Annotated in this window: 12 protein-coding genes and 1 tRNA gene; 6 read left to right on the top strand and 7 right to left on the bottom strand. The window is 62.1% G+C overall.

Annotation, left to right across the window (positions count from 1 at the left end; translation table 11 throughout):
* Positions 1–564: 564 nt before the first annotated feature.
* A tRNA-Leu gene (locus NF78_RS22495) sits at positions 565–646 on the bottom strand.
* Positions 625–1,491 (bottom strand): M48 family metallopeptidase, encoded by an 867-nt coding sequence (locus NF78_RS29965; RefSeq protein ID WP_072016226.1) that lies wholly within the window; start codon positions 1,489–1,491, stop codon positions 625–627. Before NF78_RS29965 ends, NF78_RS22495 begins: the two co-directional genes overlap by 22 nt.
* Before the next feature lie 172 nt (positions 1,492–1,663).
* Between NF78_RS29965 and NF78_RS22485 the strand changes: the two genes are divergently transcribed.
* The 4 genes from NF78_RS22485 to NF78_RS22470 all read left to right on the top strand — a co-directional run bounded on the left by NF78_RS22485 (position 1,664) and on the right by NF78_RS22470 (position 6,580).
* Complete coding sequence (locus NF78_RS22485) at positions 1,664–2,029, top strand: EamA family transporter (RefSeq protein ID WP_035991802.1); 366 nt, start codon at positions 1,664–1,666, stop codon at positions 2,027–2,029.
* 91 nt (positions 2,030–2,120) lie between these two features.
* Positions 2,121–2,795, top strand: coding sequence for a ParA family protein (locus tag NF78_RS22480; RefSeq protein ID WP_318655502.1), 675 nt, complete (start codon positions 2,121–2,123; stop codon positions 2,793–2,795).
* A gap of 235 nt (positions 2,796–3,030) precedes the next feature.
* A complete protein-coding gene (locus NF78_RS22475) occupies positions 3,031–4,152 on the top strand; it encodes a site-2 protease family protein (RefSeq protein ID WP_035991800.1) in 1,122 nt (373 codons plus the stop codon).
* A gap of 208 nt (positions 4,153–4,360) precedes the next feature.
* Complete coding sequence (locus NF78_RS22470) at positions 4,361–6,580, top strand: AAA family ATPase (protein WP_035991798.1); 2,220 nt, start codon at positions 4,361–4,363, stop codon at positions 6,578–6,580.
* 42 nt (positions 6,581–6,622) lie between these two features.
* Here NF78_RS22470 and NF78_RS31480 read toward each other — a convergent pair whose 3' ends face one another.
* The 4 genes from NF78_RS31480 to NF78_RS22455 form a co-directional block, all read right to left on the bottom strand.
* Complete coding sequence (locus NF78_RS31480) at positions 6,623–6,820, bottom strand: hypothetical protein (protein WP_156119926.1); 198 nt, start codon at positions 6,818–6,820, stop codon at positions 6,623–6,625.
* Between the two features lie 43 nt (positions 6,821–6,863).
* On the bottom strand, positions 6,864–8,171 hold the full coding sequence (locus tag NF78_RS22465; RefSeq protein ID WP_035991796.1) for a tetratricopeptide repeat protein: 1,308 nt from the start codon (positions 8,169–8,171) through the stop codon (positions 6,864–6,866).
* Between the two features lie 178 nt (positions 8,172–8,349).
* The gene (locus tag NF78_RS22460; RefSeq protein WP_035991794.1) at positions 8,350–9,507 is read right to left on the bottom strand and encodes a cysteine desulfurase family protein; all 1,158 of its coding nucleotides are present in this window, start codon (positions 9,505–9,507) and stop codon (positions 8,350–8,352) included.
* Positions 9,508–9,695: 188 nt separating this feature from the next.
* Entirely contained in the window at positions 9,696–11,756 is a 2,061-nt protein-coding gene (locus NF78_RS22455) for a diguanylate cyclase domain-containing protein (protein WP_035991791.1), read from the bottom strand.
* 743 nt (positions 11,757–12,499) lie between these two features.
* Here NF78_RS22455 and NF78_RS22450 point away from each other — a divergent pair.
* A complete protein-coding gene (locus NF78_RS22450; protein WP_035991789.1) occupies positions 12,500–17,395 on the top strand; it encodes a PAS domain S-box protein in 4,896 nt (1,631 codons plus the stop codon).
* A 61-nt stretch (positions 17,396–17,456) separates the two neighbouring features.
* Complete coding sequence (locus NF78_RS22445) at positions 17,457–18,413, top strand: YihY/virulence factor BrkB family protein (RefSeq protein ID WP_035991786.1); 957 nt, start codon at positions 17,457–17,459, stop codon at positions 18,411–18,413.
* 28 nt (positions 18,414–18,441) lie between these two features.
* Here the strand turns inward: NF78_RS22445 and NF78_RS22440 are convergent, their stop codons facing one another.
* On the bottom strand, positions 18,442–18,831 hold the full coding sequence (locus tag NF78_RS22440) for a RidA family protein (protein WP_035991785.1): 390 nt from the start codon (positions 18,829–18,831) through the stop codon (positions 18,442–18,444).
* Between the last annotated feature and the right edge of the window lie 36 nt (positions 18,832–18,867).

Below are 18,867 nucleotides of genomic sequence, written 5' to 3'. Positions count from 1 at the left end.
AGGGTTTTTCTCAAGGGTCGTAATTCGTCCTTGGTTAGACCTTTGTGGGGGCTTACCTCTCACTAAAGACCTATGCAGCAGAATGGGGAAACATACGGCCTGACCGCTGCCTTCCTGCTCCTACCCCAGGGTTCCAGCCTTATAGCCCTAACCCTAACCCTTAGGACATGACCGATAACTTAAAGCGATGGCTACACGCCCTTGCGCCGCCCCAGTCCTCAACCGAAGCCAAGGACAATTCCCCAGCGCAACGGCCATCGCCATATTTCTCTTCAGTAGAAAAAGGGCGATGCTGAATTGAGTAATGAATCTGTAAACTTGACATCCTTTCATCGCCCCCTAAATCCCCCAATTCTGGGGGACTTTGAGATTTCGACTCCCCCCAAAATTGGGGGCTTGGGGGCTACATCATACCGGCATTCAGCAACGCCAAAAATAGAATTCTTTTTTATCTTTAAACGCAATGGAAGACCCATGTTTTACGCGCCTGAACAGGCAATCATGGGTCTTCAGCAGACTAGTCTTCGGCAGACTCTTGGATAGTCAAGCGCTTGGACCTTGCTATGGGCGGAGCGAGACTCGAACTCGCACAACCGAAGTCGCCACATTTTGAGTGTGGTGCGTCTACCAATTCCGCCATCCGCCCTTGGATGAACCACCATTATACCGATCTGGCTGGCTTTTCACCAGAGCAAAGTAATCTTGGCTGCTGGCCCAGCGATCGATCTCCCTGGCCCGCAGTACGGGCACCGGATGGGTCAGCCCCTGAGTGCGGGCCTGCTTCAGGGCATCGCCTAGGGCATCGGCGCTGAGGGTGTCGTAGGCGCGGGCCTGATCGATAAAGGCATCGACATTGAGCTGGCTGACCAAAGAGGGCGAGCCGCCGCACAGCTTCATCAGCAGTGAGGCGACAATGCGAGGGTCCTGGGCCACCAGCAGGGCGGCGCGATCGCAGGTAAACTCGGCGCAGCGCACCCACTCCAGCAGCTGATTTTGCAGCCCCTGGGCCAGGACTTCGCCCAGGGGCAGACTGCCCGCCGCCAGGGTGATCAGGTTGGCCAGGGTGAGGTAAACGCTGTGCTCACACTTGAGGTGGCCCAGCTCATGGGCAATTACCGCCTGGGTTTCTGCGGGGGTGAGCAGCTCCACCAGCGCCGTGTGGATCACGATAAAGGGCTGCTCGCCGCGCATGGCGAAGGTGTAGGCGTTGGGCACCGGGTTTTGACGCACGTAGAGCTGGGGGACGTCCAGGTCGAGAATTTGGCAGGCTTCAACCAGGGACTGGTGCAGGTCGGGCAGCTGGCGATCGCTCACCTGCACGCTGGAGGCCAGATGGTCGAGGTGAAAAAACCGCTCCGCCAAGGGGGCCAGAGCCATACGCACCATCACATCCAGCCCCGGCAGTTGCTTCAGGGCCCGGGTCGCTTCGAGGTCGAGGGGATGGCGAAACTGGTCGGCCCGTAGCCCAACCAGAAGAGTTTTGCCGGTCATATGTCAGGGAGCTATGCTGTGCCTTCCATCGTAGCTTGGGGAAACGAGCTTGGGCGGTGGGCCGTTTCCCTTCGCCTCAAAAGTTCGCTACTATACCTCTCTAGCGTCTATGGCCAGGCGGCCAGCGGCTGATTGACTGCGCCCTCAATACCCACCCGTTTAAGGAAACGCCGTGACGATTCAGGAATTTAGTCTGCTGCTAGTGGCGGTGCTGGCCAGCGCCTGTGGCCAGTTGTTCCTCAAGCTGGGGGCGGTGCAGCTGGGCCAGGTGACCAGCGCCAATGCCCTGGGTCACATTCTCAGCATCGCCACAACCCCAGCGCTCATTGCGGGACTGGTGGCCTACGGCATCGGCGCAGTGCTCTACATTCTGGTGCTCACGCGGGTTGAACTCAGCGTTGCGGCCCCAGCCGCCTCAATGATTTATTTGGCCTCCGTTTTAATTGGGGTGACGGTCTTTCAGGAAAATCTGTCCCCCGGTCGCCTGGTGGGGCTGGGGCTGATTATGGGCGGTGTGGTGCTGGTGGCCTCGCGGTAGTGGGGCGAGCCCCTCCGACGGTAAACGAAATCCACTCCAGAGATGCCCATTAATACGATGCCCATTGATGTCCGGCAGGGCAACGCCGACAATGGAGCCATGCGATCGCCTGGCTCAGAACAACGGCATCGCTTACACCGATCCCATGATTGTCACCGTAGCCAGCTTTAAGGGGGGCGTGGGCAAAACCACCACCGCCATTCACCTGGCGGCCTTTTTGCAGGGCTACGCCGAAACGCTGCTAATCGATGCCGACCCCAATCGGTCGGCGCTGGCCTGGGCCAGTCGCGGCGAGTTGCCCTTCATGGTGGTGGATCAGTGGCAGGCGAGGGATAGGCCTGTCGCCCAGGGTCACGTGGTCATCGACACCCAGGCCCGTCCCATTGCCGACGATTTGGCTCTCCTGGCGGACACCTGCGATCTGCTGGTGCTGCCCACCACCCCCGATATTCTCTCCCTCGATGCCCTGGCGCTGATGGTGCAGCACCTGGCCGGGCTCCCGGTAGCCCCCTTCCGCATTCTGCTGACCATGATTCCGCCCTACCCCAGTCGGGCCGGCACCGAAGTGCGGGAGATGTTGATGACCACCGACCTACCGCTGTTTGCCGGCGGTATTCGCCGCTATGCCGCCTTTCAAAAAGCTGCCCTGGCCGGCACGGCGGTCTACGACGTGAAAGACCCCAAAGCGGAAGTGGGCTGGCAGGACTATGTGGCGGTTGGCAAAGAGATTCTGGCCTACGCCATGGAGGTGGAGGGTGGGGCGTGAGGGGTAGGGGGTAGGGGGTAGACGAGTGTAGGCAGCGGGATTCGAATGGCTTAACAGCCCTCACCCCTCACCCCTCACCCTTTACCCCTACGCCAACCCGCCCCATTCCCTTCGGTTCTCACCCCCTTCGACGGATGAGAGACTCTTTAACAGTTCGTTACAATAAGGTCACTGGGTAGGGAATGCGTCTACAGATTCAGTCCCCTATCCTCAGGCTTTAATTACGAGGTGCCCTATGAATGGCAACTTACGGGTAGGGAATCTGTTTGGCATTCCCTTTTATGTAAATGTGTCCTGGTTTTTGGTGCTGGCCCTGGTGACGTGGCAGTACGGCAGTGGGCTGGCAGCGGCGTTTCCGGCCTTGGGCGGGTCTTTGCCCTGGGTGCTGGGGCTGGGCACAGCGCTGATGCTGTTTGCCTCGGTGCTGGCCCACGAACTGGGCCACAGTGCGGCGGCGCTGCGCCAGGGCATTGGCGTTAACTCCATTACGCTATTTTTGTTCGGCGGTTTGGCGGCGCTAGAGAAAGAGTCCGAGACGCCAAAGGGCGCGTTTCAGGTGGCGATCGCAGGTCCGCTGGTCAGCTTTGCCCTGTTTGGGCTGTTCTTTGTGGCCGGTCTGGTGCTGCCCCTCTCGGGCCCCCTGGCCGGAATCGTAACGCTGCTGGCCTACATCAACCTGGCGTTGGGAGCCTTTAACCTGATTCCCGGCCTGCCGCTGGACGGCGGCAACGTGCTGAAGTCGTTGGTGTGGAAGATCACCGGGCAGCCCCACAAGGGTCTGGTATTCGCCAGCCGCGTGGGTCAGGTCTTGGGCTGGACCGCGATCGCCCTGGGGGTTGGCTCTGTTCTGGGCATCAGCCCCGTGGGCAGCATCTGGACGCTGCTGATTGGCCTGTTTCTGCTGCAAAATGCTAACCGCACGGCCCAGTTTGGTACTGTGCAGGGTCGTCTGGCGGGGCTGACCGCTAAGGATGCCATGGCCCAGGATAGCCCGGTGGTCGAGGTTAATACCTCTCTGCGAGAGTTTGCCGACAATGCGCTGCTAGCGGCCCCTTCGGCCTGGCGCAAGTTCCTGGTGGCCGACGAAACGGGTCTGCTGGTGGGTACCGTACTGGTGGATGCCCTCAAGCAGGTGCCCCGGGAGCAGTGGGCTGACACCACCGTTGCGGCCATTATGGAATCTGCCGGGGACATTGTCACGGTGGGCGCTGAGCAGCCGCTGATGGAGGTGATCAAGACCCTGGAAACTCGCAAGATTCAGGCGCTGGCGGTCATTGGTAATGACGGTTCGCTGGCGGGCCTGCTGGAGAAAACCTCAATTCAGGCGCTGCTCCAGCGATCGCCCCAGGCGGCCTAACCCCTGATTCAAGCCCTTTAGCGATCGCCTCAGCTCAAACGCAGATCAGAGTTATCTGGTCTGCGTTTTTTGCGATCGAGCCTAACTTGAGGGAAGGTGAATCGTGGGGCCTATGCCCACCCTACCGTCCCTTAAATTCTCAAACTCAGCGGTACCATAGAGCAACGGCGCGGCGCGATCGCCGTCCGGGGTGTTTCGCCAGCCCTGTATGGATCTCTTTGACCACAGTCATCAGGCCCAGATCGCCCGCGATGCGCCCCTGGCGGCGCGGCTGCGACCCCGCACCCTGGACGAATTCATTGGCCAGGATGCGGTGGTGGGGCCGGGGCGACTGCTGCGGCGCGCCATTCAGGCCGACCAGCTCTCTTCGCTAATTTTTTTTGGGCCGCCGGGCACGGGCAAAACCACCCTGGCCCAGATCATTGCCAACACCACCAGCGCCCACTTTATTGCGCTGAATGCGGTGCTGGCGGGGGTAAAGGACATTCGGGAGGCGATCGCCGCCGCCCAGGATCTACGCGGTCAGTACGGCAGGCGCACCATTCTATTTATTGACGAGGTGCACCGCTTCAACAAGGCCCAGCAGGATGCGCTGCTGCCCTGGGTGGAGAACGGCACGGTGATTTTGATTGGGGCCACCACCGAGAACCCCTACTTTGAGGTCAACAAGGCCTTGGTCAGCCGATCGCGCATTTTTCAACTCAAGCCGCTGGAGGCCGCCGACCTGTACCAGGTGGTGGAGCAGGCGCTGGCGGATGGGGAGCGGGGCTACGGCGATCGCCCCATTGCGCTTGACCCCGATGCCGTTGACCACCTGGTGAACGTGGCCAACGGTGACGCCCGCGCCCTGCTCAACGCCCTGGAGCTGGCGGTGGAGACTACGCCTTCCAACGATTCAGGCAATATCCACATCACCCTGGATGTGGCCGAAGAGTCAATTCAGCAGCGGGCGGTGCTCTACGACAAAGAGGGCGACGCCCACTTCGACACCATCAGCGCCTTCATCAAAAGCGTGCGCGGCTCCGACCCCGATGCGGCGCTGTACTGGCTGGCCCGCATAGTTTACGCGGGCGAAGACCCCCGTTTTATCTTTCGGCGTCTGGTAATTTTGGCCAGCGAAGACATTGGCCTGGGCGACCCCCACGCGGTGACGGTGGTGACGAGCTGCGCCGCCGCCTTCGACCGGGTGGGCATGCCCGAGGGCCGCTACCCCCTGGCCCAGGCGACGCTGTACCTGGCCACCGCCCCCAAATCCAACAGCACCATGGGCTTTTTCGATGCCCTCGCCGCCATCGAGCAGGAGCGCGAGCGCGAGGTGCCCAACCCCATGCGCGACGGCAACCGCGACAGCAAAGGCTTTGGCCACGGCCAGGGCTACCTGTACCCCCACGCCTACCGCGACCACTGGGTTGAGCAGCAGTACCTGCCCAGCGGCTTGCAGGGCCAGGTGTTTTACCAGCCTTCTGACCAGGGCTACGAGGCCTCGATTCAAACCCAGGTAGCGCAACGGCGCGAGGCTCAGCTGGCGGCCCTGGTCGATGGCGGCGGTGCCCTGCCGGAAACGCTCACCTACAGCCCTGAGGACCCGGCCCGCGATCGCTGGCTCCAGCGCACCCTCAGCCAGGCGGGCGAACAGCTGGGGGAGGTGCGCGATCGCCTGTTTGAGCTGGCCCCGCCCCAGCGCCACCACCGCGTGCTCGACCTCAACGCCCGCACCGGCCTGCTCACCTGGGAGGCCCTGCGCCGGGTGCCCGAGGGTGGCGTCTACGCCCGCGTTCACACCGCCCAAGACCAGGCCGCTCTGGAGGAACAGGCGGCCCAGCTACCCGATCTCATCCGTCCCGTATTTGTGCATGCCGACTACGAAGCCCTGGCCGCCTACCTGGAATCGCACACGCCGGGGGTGCGCTTCGAGCGGATTGTGGGCCGCAATGCCTTTGGCCAGGTAGTCAATCGCGATCGCTTCATCGAGATTGTGCAGGGGTTTCTCGCTGCCGATGGCGTGGTGGTGCTGGCCGAAACCATCCCCCGCCACAGCCAGCGGATTTCGGAGCTGGTGGATACCGCAGCCCTCAGCAAAGCGCTGGTCAAACGCTGGCACCAGGCCGAAGATGCGATCGCCCACTCCACCACCGACCCCCGCTTTAACTGGCAGGCCGACACCCTGGAAACCCTCTTTCGCAAAGCCGGATTCACGGTACAGCTCACCGAAGATGTTTTGCACAGCAGCATCTACGTGTCCTCAGCCTTGCTCCAGCGGTGGTTTACAACGGGCGGCACACCGCCCAGCTACCGCGACCAACTAGCCGAGCATCTGTCAGATAAGGATATTGCCACGATTCAGCAGAGTTGCCAGCGGCAGCTCCAGGGCAAGACCGTGCAGTGGCAATCGCCCCTCGTCTACCTGGTTGCCACTCCTGCCCCGTAACCGTCCATAGGGAGAATGTGGGCAACCCAATCCACACCAAATTTAAATCAAATTACCCCGATTAAAAGCAGGGGACTCCCGTAGGGGCAAACGGCGTTTGCCCAGCCCAACCGGCGGTGCCGGGTCAGCGGCATAGACAATTGACCTTATAGCGATGGCCATTGCGCTTAGGACATTGGCCTCGTCCAAAGGCAGAAACTGGGGCAGCGCAATGGCGTATAGCCATCGCTTCAGGGACATGGGTCATGTCCTGACGGTTCTGGCGATGGCTATACCAGCGGCATTAAAGCAGGCGCGATCGCTCGGATTTGCGGCTGTCCCAGGACAGCTCCAGGGCTTTGCGAAAGTCATCCATGGCGGCATTGGCCCCGTGGCCGAGCCGAATGCTGGTGTGGCCCCGGCCAATGTAGGCCTCGGCCAGGGCAGGGCTGAGGGCAATGGCACGGTCAAAGTCTTCGAGGGCCATCTCCCACTCGTCGAGGAAGTAGAGGGCGTAGCCGCGATCGCAGTAGGCCAGGGCATCGTCAGAGTTTAGCTCCAGGGCGCGATCGAAGTCGGCGATCGCCGCCGGGTAGTCCTCCTGGCGGCTAAATACGCGACCCCGGTTGGCCCAGATGCGGCCGCTGCGGGCATTGAACCGCAGGGCCAGGGTGTAGTCGGCAATTGCGCCCTCCATGTCGCCCACCTGGGCCCGCAGCAGCCCCCGGCTGTCGTACAGGTCGGCCAGGCGAAAACGCAGGTTTAGCGGCGTGTCTTCGCTCAGGGTGGCGTCCGGGCTATCGAGGGCCAGGCCCACCAGGGTCTGGTTGTAGGAGCGGTCCTGCAGGTCGGGGTTGAGCTCCAGCACCGTGGTGTAGTCGTCGATCGCCCCCTGGAGGTCGCCCAGCTCGTGGCGCAGCATGCCCCGGTTGATGTAGGCCTCCACGTAGTCAACCTGGTACTCCAGGGCGCGGTTGATGTCGAGGGTAGCCTGGTAATAGTTGCGCAGCTGAAAGTAGGCCACCGCCCGGTAGTTGTAGGCCTCGGCGTGGTGGGGCTGGCCTTGCAGCAGCCGGCTAAAGTCGGCGATCGCGCACTGGTAGGCAGCACGGCGGGGTTCGGCCAGAGCCGCGTGGGCACCCTGTTTCAGGTGAGCCAGCCCGCGCCACAGCAGAATTTTGGCGAAGTCGGGCCGCTCGGCCAGCACCACCGAAAAGTCCGCGATCGCGCCGCCGTAGTCCTCCAGGTCTAGCTTAATTCGACCGCGATTGCCGTAGGCTTTGACCGAGGCAGGCTGCAACTCGATGGCCCGATCCAGATCGCCCAGGGCCGCCGTCAGCTGCCCCACCAGGCGAAAGACGCTGCCCCGGTTGATGTAGGCGTTAACAAAGTCGGGATCCAGACCCAGGGCGGCAGAAAAATCGTCGATGGCGGCAGCGGGACAGCCCCGATCGCGGTGGGCACAGCCCCGGTTGTAGAAAGCTTTGGCGCAGGTAGGGTCTAGGGTCAGAGCCGCAGAAAACTGGGCGATCGCCGCCTCGAAGTATCCCAGCCGGGCCTGCTCAATCCCGGCCTTCAGACAGTCGCTGAGTTGACGGTTGTGGGTGGTCATAAACCTGCCGGGGAAGTAGACGCCCTGCCATACATACCCCCCTCACCCACAGGCGTGGGCTCGCGGCGGCTTGCCATGGCTCGTACACTAAACCTGGGCACGGCCTGAACCGTTGCCAATGCCCCTGACCCCAAAGCTAGTTACTATTATGCCCTATTCGGGAAAACTGTGAGTTGGTCTAGCCCGCCGGTTGGCGCAGAGCCCGCACGGTTTCGGTCACGGCGGCCACCACCCGGTCGATCTCGGCGGCGGTGGTAAAGCGACCCAGGCCAAAGCGCAGCGAGGCGTAGGCCAGGGCATCGTTGCGACCCAGGGCTTTGAGCACGGGGGAGGGGGCGGTGCTGGCGGTGCTACAGGCCGCCCCAGACGACAGCGCCACCGTTCCCCGCAGCCCCAGCAGCAGCGCCTGGCCGTCCACCCCTTCAAAACTGACGTTGAGGTTGTTGGGCAATCGGTGAGTGGGGTGGCCGTTGAGGTGTAGTCCGCCCAGCGGCTGTAGTCCTTGCCAGAGGCGCTGGCGCAGAGCAATCAGGCGATCGCTCTCGGTTTCCAGGGCCGCCAAGCCCAGCTCGACCGCTCTGGCAAAGCCGACAATTTGCGGCGTATACAGGGTGCCTGAGCGCAGGCCCCGCTCGTGACCGCCGCCGTGGAGCTGAGCCGCCAGGGGCACGCGGGGCCGCCGCCGCACGTAGAGCGCCCCGCTGCCCTTGGGACCGTAGACCTTGTGGGCGGTCAGCGACACCAGGTCCAGCTGCATGGCCTGCACGTCCAGGGGAATTTTGCCGATCGCCTGGGCCGCATCGCTGTGGAAGAAAACCTGGCGATCGCGGCAGCGCGCCCCAATCTCTGCCAAGGGTTGCAGCACGCCAATTTCGTTGTTGGCGGCCATTACCGACACCAGCACCGTGTCGTCGCGAAAGGCTTTGTCCAGGGCGTCGAGGCTGACCAGACCATCGGCCTGCACCGGCAGGTAGGTGACCTCAAAGCCCAACGATTCCAGGTACCGGCAGGGGTCGATCACGGCGCTGTGCTCGGTCTGCACCGTAATGATGTGGCGGCCCCGGCTAAAGCAGGCCTCGGCGATGCCCTTGATCGCCAGGTTGTTAGCCTCGGTGGCCCCGCTGGTGAAGATAATTTCCTCGGGCGTGGCGTTGAGGGCAGCGGCCAGGGTTTGGCGCGATCGCCCCACTGCCGCCTCGGCCTCCCAGCCGTAAAGGTGGGTGAGGCTGGCCGGGTTGCCAAACTGCTCGGTGAAAAACGGCAGCATGACCTCCAGCACCCGCGGGTCGACCGGCGTGGTGGCGTGGCAGTCTAGATAGATCGGGCGATGTACCATAACCCCAGGCGTCCTCCCTATCCCCTAATCTTCAACCCGGTCCTGCGGCGCTCCCGATTCTGGCCCCTGACCCCTGGTCCTTGACCCTGATGATCGGCGTAGTAGATCGGCGCAGTAGATCTCCAACCCGGCACTGTCTGTATTCTACGCCCGGGCCGGGGGGGGCAGCCCACTATTGAAGACAGCCCCTAGGCTTGAAACACCTGGTACTGGTTGCGGCCCGCGGCCTTGGCTCTGTAGAGCGCCTGGTCAGCCGCCGTCAGAATGCTTTCCGCCGGCTGTTCTGGGTCGGGCACCAGCGTGGCGATGCCAAAGCTCAGCGTGATGGTGGGGCGATTGGGGCTGGCCCCGTGGGGCAGGCCCAGGCTTTGCAGGTGATGGCGTACCAGCTGCACTACCTGAATAGCCCCGGCGGTATCGGTATCGGGCAGCACCAGCGCAAATTCTTCACCCCCGTAGCGGGCCGCCAAATCGGCAGGGCGACGAATGCCGTGGCGAATGGCGCTGGCGATAACAACCAGGCAGTGGTCACCGGCCCCGTGGCCGTAGGTATCGTTGTAGGACTTAAAAAAATCGACGTCGGCCAGCACCACGCTGAGGGGTTTGCGCTCTCGGCCCAGCCGCTGCCACTCCTGGTTGAGGTGGTCATCGAGCCCGCGGCGATTGGCCAGCTGGGTGAGGCTATCGACCCTGGCGATGCGATCGAGTTCGCGGTTGGCGGCCTGCAGTTTCCGGTACAGCTCGGCCTGGTGCAGCGCCGTGGTGAGCTGGTCGGCAAAGTGTTGCAGCATGTTGGCCTCAAAGGGCTGCCACTGGCGGTTTTCGCCGCAGGCATGCACCACCAAAATCCCCCACACCGGATGGCGATCGCCCCCCGAGGGATGGGCAATCGGGGCCACCATCGCCGATTTGACCTCGATGTGACTTAAAAAAGCCGCGATCGCGGAGGGCCAGGGGTCGGTGGCAATGTCGTTGTGAATTTGGGGCTGCCCGGATTGCAGCTTGGCCAGGTAGGGGGCGGGCAGCGGTCCGGGCGGAATCATGGCGCTGGTGACGGCGGCGTAGGGGTGGTGATTGGCCTGGTGGGCAATGCGCCGATCGCCGTTGGCCAGAATTTGAAAAATCACCGCGCGATCGGCGTTAAACACCGTTTTGATCCCCGCCACCGTGGCCGACAGAATGGTGCCAAAGTTTAGGGTCTCGCGCATGCGGGCGGTCAGGATGCGCAGCAGCTGCTCCTGCCCCACCCGACGACTGAGGGTGGTCTCGGTGGCCCGCAGATGGGCCTGTAGTTCGCGGCGATCGGTGCAGTCTTCGGCCCAGCCCACCATGTACTGCGGCTGGCCCTGGTCATCTTCGACCACGCGCACCTGGGCCTTGATCCAGCGCACGCTGCCGCTGGGCCGCAGAATGCGATATTCCCGCCGCACCGAGTTGCCCTCGAACTGGCGGCTCAGGGAGGTCTGCACCTGGGGCAAGTCGTCGGGATGAATCTGGTCCAGCCAGAGATTGGGGTCGGCGTAGAGAGCGGCGGCGGGCTGCTCCCAAATCCGCTCAAAGGCGGTATTGACGTATAAAAACTGCCCCGACGCCGCATCGCGGACAAACAGGAGTTGGTCAACGTGCTCGGTAAAGAGCTGAAACAGTTCTTCGGCCTGCGACGCCGCAACTTGCCGCTGCTCAAGCTGCTGCTGAGCCACCAAAAGCCGGTGCTGGAGCTGGCTTTGAAAAGCGGTGTGGCCGATCTGGCGAGCCACGTGCTTGAGCAGGTCGCAGTGGGACGGATGCCACTGGCGGGGGCTTTCGCAGTGGTGCACAATCAGCAGCGCCCACAGGTCGGGGCCAGCAAATACAGGCACCGCTACCTTGGCCTGGACCTGCATTCGGGTGAGCAGGCTGGCGTAGCAGGGTTCGAGGCTGTCGTGCTGCACGTCGGCAACCAGGCCAACGTGGCCCTGGCGGTAGCGATCGCCCCAACCATTTTCAAAGCAGGGATCGTAGATCAGCTCCCCCCGCAGGGCCAGCCAGCCAGCCCCCACCGACTCAGCCGCAATGACGCCATCGTGATTAGCCAAAAACCGATAGACCACCACCCGGTCAGCGTGAAGGATGCGCCGCAGGATATCTACCCCCTGCTGCAAAAAGCTGTCCAGGTCGTGGGTCTGCTCCGCGGCATCCCAGACAGCCGATACCGCCGCCAAAATGGTCTCTTGGCTGAGCGCCGATGGGGGCGGAAGGTGGTGCGTCATTCTTCAGACACAGGAAGGGGTAGGTGGCAAGGGAGGGGCAGTTAGCCTCGGAGTGGATAGGGGCTTAGCGGTGGGGTGCGATCGCACCAGAACGTGGTTAACCCAACCCATTATCCAGCCGTAAACCGTAGTTCAAGCCCTTGTTCTAAATTGTGATGCAGCCCCAGACGGAGATTCTATAGCCACCCATTCAGCGTTCCCCATTCAGCCAAAGCGAAGGATGGTGCTCTGGGGAGAGCACCTTTGGTGCCGTCACACCAGCGATTGCCTCTGCCTCTGACCTGAGCATCATTTTCCACCTGTGAATACTCCCAGAGCTTTAGATTAAAGTACCCTGGCCCGGCCAATTTTGACCTGGAGGTTGAGCAAGCTGAGTTCAAGAGTTTACCTCCAAAATACGGGCAAGAGCCCCAAATAGCTTGAGTAAGGCCACTGATGTCTCAGAAAGGGCTATTTTACTGGCCCATGGTTACTCATGATGTGGGGAACTCTCGGTTAAAGGCGACCCAGCGTTGACCCTGAGCAATCCTACCCCTCCCAGAGCCAATTCTGGGGCATCTGTCGCTGCGCGCAGATCTTGTTTTGATCCCCAAGAGCGGGATGGGGCGTTGGCCTGACGGCACTGTAGCTAGACCTGATCCGTTAAGGTTAATAGCTCTAAACGTCTATCCAAAGGGCGATTCATATTCACCCCAAAGTCGAGTTGAATGGTTTTACCGTTTGTGCAAACGGTGCCATACTCCATGACACGCGACGCGAGCGGAACGTTTGTGAACAGCTGGGAGCGAGAGATCAAGCAACGAGTCAGTCTATCTATCACTCCTACGGCTTGGCGATCGCTTGCCCGGTTGGCCCAATCCCAGGGAACATCCCGATCGGAGGTGATCGAACAGTTCGCCCGTCAGTTAGAGGCGGAGGGTGCTCCCCCCGGCCCTGGAGAGCAGGGGCAGATCGCGCAGCTGCAAGAGCAGATTCGCTTGCTACAGCAGCGGAACCACGCCCTGGAGACGCGGCTGGCCCACACCCCAGACCCCGCTGACCGGGCGACAGAGCCTAAAATCGTCGCGATTTTAGAAAGCATTACCGATGCCTTCGTGGCCTTTGACCGCGACTGGCGCTACACCTACGTCAACCAGGCCGCCACCCAGATTTTGCACAAAACCCCAGAGGAGCTGATCGGCAAACAGGTGTGGAAGGAGGTGTTCCCCTACCTGGTGGATGGGGTGGCCTACAAGGCGATGCACCGGGCGATCGCCGAGCAAATACCGGTGGCCTGGGAAGAATTTGGCGAGCCCCTCTACCGCTGGCTGGAGGCCAGAGCCTACCCCTCAGCGGAGGGGGTGGCGGTATATTTTCGCGATGTGACCGACCGCAAACAGGCCGAGGTCGAGCGCGAGCGGCTGCTCGGCGAGCTGGAGAAGGAACGGGCCCAGTTTGAAGCGGTGCTGCGCCAGATGCCGGCGGGCGTACTGATTGCCGAAGCGGCGACGAACAAACTGGTGCTGGCCAACGAGCAGGCACAACACATCTTGGGCTACAGTTTCGAGCAGTCCTACGAACTGGAGGACTATGTACCCATCGTCCCCCTGCAGGCGTTTCGCCCCAGTGGGGAACTCTATGCGCCCCACGAGTACCCCCTGGCGCGATCGCTGCGGGCGGGAGAAGTCGTGGCCGATGAGGAAATGGAGCTGCGCTACGAAGACGGCAGGCGGATCGTTATCTCGGTCAGCTCGGCCCCAGTTTTGGACCGGCAGGGGCAAATTTTGGCGGCAGCGGTGGTGGTGCAAGACATCACCGAGCGCCAGCACACCGAACGGCTGCTGAGGCAGCAGGCGGAAGATCTGGAAAACCAGCAGAAATGGTTACAGACTGTCCTGGATTTAATGCCAACGCCCGCCGTCTTCATTGAACCTGAGACCGCCAAGATCACGTTTTCTAACCACATTGCCAATCAGTTGGCCGGGGGCGATTTACCCAAGCACAAATCCCTGGAGGAGTACCCCGACGCCTACTACTGCACCGATGGCCAGGGCGATCGCATCCCCACCGACCAGATGCCCGCCGTACTGATTGCCCGAGGGGAGCGCCTGCAGAACTATGAAATAAACTGGCATACCCCCGGCGGCGTGCGGCCCACCCTTTGTTGGGGAGAAATTCTACCCGCCATGCATGGCCATCCAGCGACCGGCATTGGCATGTTCCAGGATGTCACCCGCCTGAAGCAGATCGAGGCCAACCTGCGAGAGGCGGAAGAACGCCTCCAGCTCGCCCTCTCCTCGGCCCAGATGGTGGCCTGGGATGTGGATATCGAAACCCAGCGGGTGGTATGTTCCCCCAATGCCCGAGAGATTTGGGGCATGGAGGTGGGCACCACCGGGGCATTTCGGGCTCTCATCCATCCCGACGATCGCCCCCTGCTCCAGCAGGCAACCGCCGAAGCCGTGGTGGGCGATCAGTTCTTTGCCCAGGAGTATCGGGTGGTCACTGCCAGCGGTGAGGTACGCTGGCTCAAAAGCCAGGGACGGCTTTATCTCAACGGGGCTGGACAGCCCGTGCGCATGGTTGGGGTTTCTATCGACATTAGCGATCGCAAGCAGATCGAAGCCAACCGCGAAGCCCTGCTGGCCGAACTCCAGCGCAAAGAACGGCAGCAGCAGTTTTTGATTGAGCTGAATGACGCCGCCCGCACCCTGCAAGACTCGGAAGAGATTATCTGGCAGGTGGTTAGCGCCACCGGTCAGCACTTCGACGCCTCGCGCTGCGCCTACGGCGAAATCGATGCGGCCCAGGAGCACGCGATCATCGATCGCGACTACTGCGATGGCGTCAGCAGCGTTGTCGGTACTCACCAATTAAAGTCCTTTGGAGCCGATCTACTGGCCGAGCTAAAGCAGGGCAAAACCATCGTGGTCGACGATCTAGAGGGCGACCCTCGCATCCTTAACGCTGGGGCCAGGGCCTTTGCCGCCCTGGCGATCCGCTCGCTGCTCTGCGTCCCCCTGGTCAAGCGGGGGCGGTTTGTGGCTATGTTGGTGCTCCACCAGGCCACCCCCCGGGCCTGGACGGCAGACGATGTCGCCCTGATGGAGCGCATTGCCGAAAAGACCTGGCTGGCTGTGGAGCGATCGCGCGCCGAGGCCGAACTGCGCGAGAGCGAAGCCCGCCTCCAGCTCGCTCTCAATATTGGCCGCATGGGCACCTGGGAATGGGATGTTCAGACCGATAATGTCCGCTGGTCGGCGGGGCACTACACCATCCTGGGCTATCAGCCCGACGAATGTGAACCCAGCAGCCAGATGTGGGGTAGCCGTGTTCATCCCGATGACCTGTCCACCGTCAAGGCAAAAATGCGGCAGGCGATGCAAGAGCGCACCGACTACCACCACGAGTATCGACTGCTGTGGCCCGACGGCTCCCTGCACTGGGTTGAGGACAGGGGGCAGTTTTCCTACGATGTGCAGGGCCACCCCAAGCAATCTATCGGCGCTTTGATCGACATTACCGATCGCAAGCTCGCCGAGCAGGAGCGCGAACAGCTGCTCGAGCGCGAACGCCTGGCCCGCGCCCAGGCCGAAGCTGCCCAACGGCAGTTGGCCACCATCGTTGACACCTCCCCCATTGGCCTGGCGCTGCTGGATGGGGAGCAGCGTTTTGTCGCCATCAACGAAGCCCTGGCGGAGATCAATGGGCTACCGCGCGACCAACATCTGGGTAGGTCTGTAGCCGAGCTGTTTGGTCAAACCGATCCCGACATCGTTGAGGTGATTCGTCAGATCTACGCTACGGGAAAACCCTTTATCTCCCCCAACCTGGCGATCAATGCCCCTGGCCATGGCGATCGCCGCCCCGGCTACTACAACGTCTACTACCTGCCCACGGTGGACGACCACCAGCGGGTGGAACGGCTGCTGGCCTACATAGTTGATGTCACCGAGCGGGTTAAGCTGGAGCGCGCCCAGCAGTATCTGTCGGAGGCGAGCGCTGTGCTGGCATCGTCCCTTGACTACCAGACCACCCTGGAGCAGGTGGCCCGGCTCACCGTACCAGAACTGGCCGACTGGTGTACCGTCCACATGGTGGAAGAGGATGGCACCATCGACCAGATTGCCGTAGCCCACATCGACCCGGCCAAACTGGAGTGGGCCTACCAAATTCGCGATCAGTATCCCCTCGACCCCAATGAGGAGCGCGGTGCCGCCCTCACCCTGCGTACCGGGCAACCCGAGCTGATTCCTGACATTCCCGATGACCTGCTGGTCCATGCCGCTAAAGACCCTGAGCACCTGGAGATTTTGCGGCAGGTGGGCTTTAGTTCCGCCATGACGGTGCCCCTGCGCAGCCAGGACCGGGTGATTGGCGTGATTTCGTTCATCTCGGCCGAGTCGGGCCGCCGCTACAGGGACACCGATTTGCAGCTGGCCGAAGAGTTGGCCCACCGGGCTTCCCTGGCGATTGAAAATGCCCAGCTCTACGGGGCCGCCCAGCGCGATCGCGCCCAGGCAGAGGCCGCCAACCGGATCAAAGACGAGTTCCTGGCGGTGCTGTCCCACGAATTGCGATCGCCGCTGAATCCCATTCTGGGCTGGGCCCGACTCCTGCGCAGCCGCCCCCTGGATGCCGCCAAAACCGACCAGGCCCTGGAAACCATCGAGCGCAACGCCAAACTCCAGACCCAACTAATCGAAGACCTGCTCGACGTCTCCCGCATTTTGCAGGGCAAGCTGACCCTGACGGTGGGCCCGGTGAATCTGGCCAGCACCGTTGAGGCGGCGATCGACACCGTGCGCCTGGCGGCGGAGGCCAAGCGCATTCAGCTCGAAACTCATCTAAATGCGATCGCGGGTCAGGTCCTGGGCGACACCAACCGACTCCAGCAGGTGATTTGGAACCTGCTCTCCAATGCGGTTAAGTTCACCCCGGCGGGGGGACAGGTGACCATCACCCTGGAGCAGGTGGAGACCTCCGCCCAAATCCAGGTCAGCGACACCGGCAAGGGCATCCATCCCGACTTTTTGCCCCACGTATTCGACTACTTCCGGCAGGAAGACGGCACCACCACCCGTCAGTTTGGCGGCCTGGGCCTGGGCCTGGCGATCGTGCGGCAGATCGCCGAACTGCACGGCGGGCTGGTGGCCGCCAACAGCCCCGGCCCCAACCTGGGCGCGACCTTCACCGTGCAGCTGCCCCTCAACCTGGACAAACGGGCTCAGCCCGCCGCCGCCGAGCCCCTAGACAACGCCACCGACCTGGCTGGACTGCGGGTTCTGGTGGTCGATGACGAGGCCGACATGCGGGATCTGGCCACCTTTATTCTCACCCAGGCGGGAGCGGAAGTGGCCACCGCGACCTCTGCCCTCCAGGCCCTCAGCCTGCTGAACCAGTCGGTGCCCGACCTGCTGCTGTGCGACATCGGCATGCCCGACATGGATGGCTACGAGCTGATCCAGCAGATCCGCCATCGGCTGCACGACCAGGGGGGCAATATTCCAGCCATCGCCCTCACCGCCTACGCCGGCGACATCAATCAGCAGCAGGCCCTGGCCGCTGGCTTTCAGCTGCACCTGGCCAAACCTATCGAACCCGACCTGCTAGTGAGCACGATCGCCACCCTGGTACAGCCGCGAACGAAAGAATGTTAGCGGCACCGCTGCACGGCTCTAGGGCTGGGGGATAATAGCTTCGGTTTCTCTGCACCCACCCATGAAGCAATACGTGCGATCGAGCTTCCTTCCCTATCTACGCACCCAGGTGCTCCCCTCCCGGCCCGCCCAGCTGCTGATTCAAACCTGGCTCAAGTGGGATCGCGACAACGTCCCCGGTATGGCGGCGGCGCTGTCCTACTACGCCCTGTTCTCGCTGTTTCCGCTGCTGTTGGTGGTGCTGAGCATTATCGGGGCGCTGGTCGGCCCCAACACCGATGTCTTTGAGGCCATTCAGGACGTGATTGGGCGCTCCCTGCCCCCCGAAGTGCACGAGCTGATTCGAGACACCATCATTTCTCTCAACGAAAACAGCGTTGGGGCAGGGCTGATTGGCTTTGGCCTGCTGATGTTTGCCGCCAGCACCATCTTTGGCATGCTGAAGCGATCGGTCAACAAAATTTGGGAGTCCCCCAGTCGGGTCAGCGAAGCCGGATCGCCTGTGAAGATGGCGACCTTCTTCATTCTCAACAAGCTGTCAGCGTTTTTGCTGGTGCTGGCTACAGCCCTGCTGCTGCTGGCCTCCCTGGTGTCAACCATCGTCATCGGGGTCATTCTGACGCTGATCAGCACGTTTCAGGAGACCTTCGCTTTCCTGAACATTGACGAAGCTTGGCTCTCCCAGGGCCTGCAGGCAAGCTGGTCGTTTTTGGCGCTGGGGTTTGCGATCGCGGGTCTGTTCCGCATTCTGCCCACCATCAAACTATCCTGGCGGGACATTTGGCCCGGGGCCCTGCTTACCACCCTGCTGCTGGCGGGTCTACAGTGGCTGGTCAGCAACAGCGTGATCAGCCTGGGCAGTCGCTTTGTCTCCTACGGCGTAATCGGCAGCGTGATGATTCTTATGCTGTGGATTTTTCTGGCCTGCCAGATTTTCTTTGCGGGCTGCGAGTTTTCCTACGTCTATGCCCACCTGTTTGGCACCCGGCGGCGGCTGGGGCGCTTTGAGCAGGGGTGAGCTTCAGGGGCTCACCCCTACCGAAGGTCTACTCGCCGCAGTAGACGATCAAGTCGATCTCTACATCGCCATAGCCCGCCAGGGCGGTGACCCCCACGGTGGTGCGGCTGGGCTGGGGCGCATTGCCAAAGTAGGACTGGTAGATGGCGTTGACCGTTTCGTAGTGGCGAAAGTCGGTGACAAAAACGCGCGCCATTACTACCCGGTTGAAGCCCGTACCCGCGTGGTTGAGCACCAGGGCCAGGTTGTTCATCACCTGGCGGGTCTGGTCTTCAATCGGGCCCTTGATCACCTCGCCAGTAGTCGGGTCCTCCGCCAGCTGCCCGGTCACAAACAAAAAATCCCCTGCCCTGACCGCGTGGGAGTAGGGAGCTACCGGAGGCAGCACGTTATTGGGCAGGGTCATAAACTCCAGCATGGCTTCACTTCTCGAAACAACCGGCCTCTAGTTTCC

The organism is Leptolyngbya sp. KIOST-1 (genome assembly GCF_000763385.1).
Lineage (GTDB): Bacteria > Cyanobacteriota > Cyanobacteriia > Phormidesmidales > Phormidesmidaceae > Nodosilinea.
This window is presented reverse-complemented; position numbering and strand designations above follow the sequence as displayed.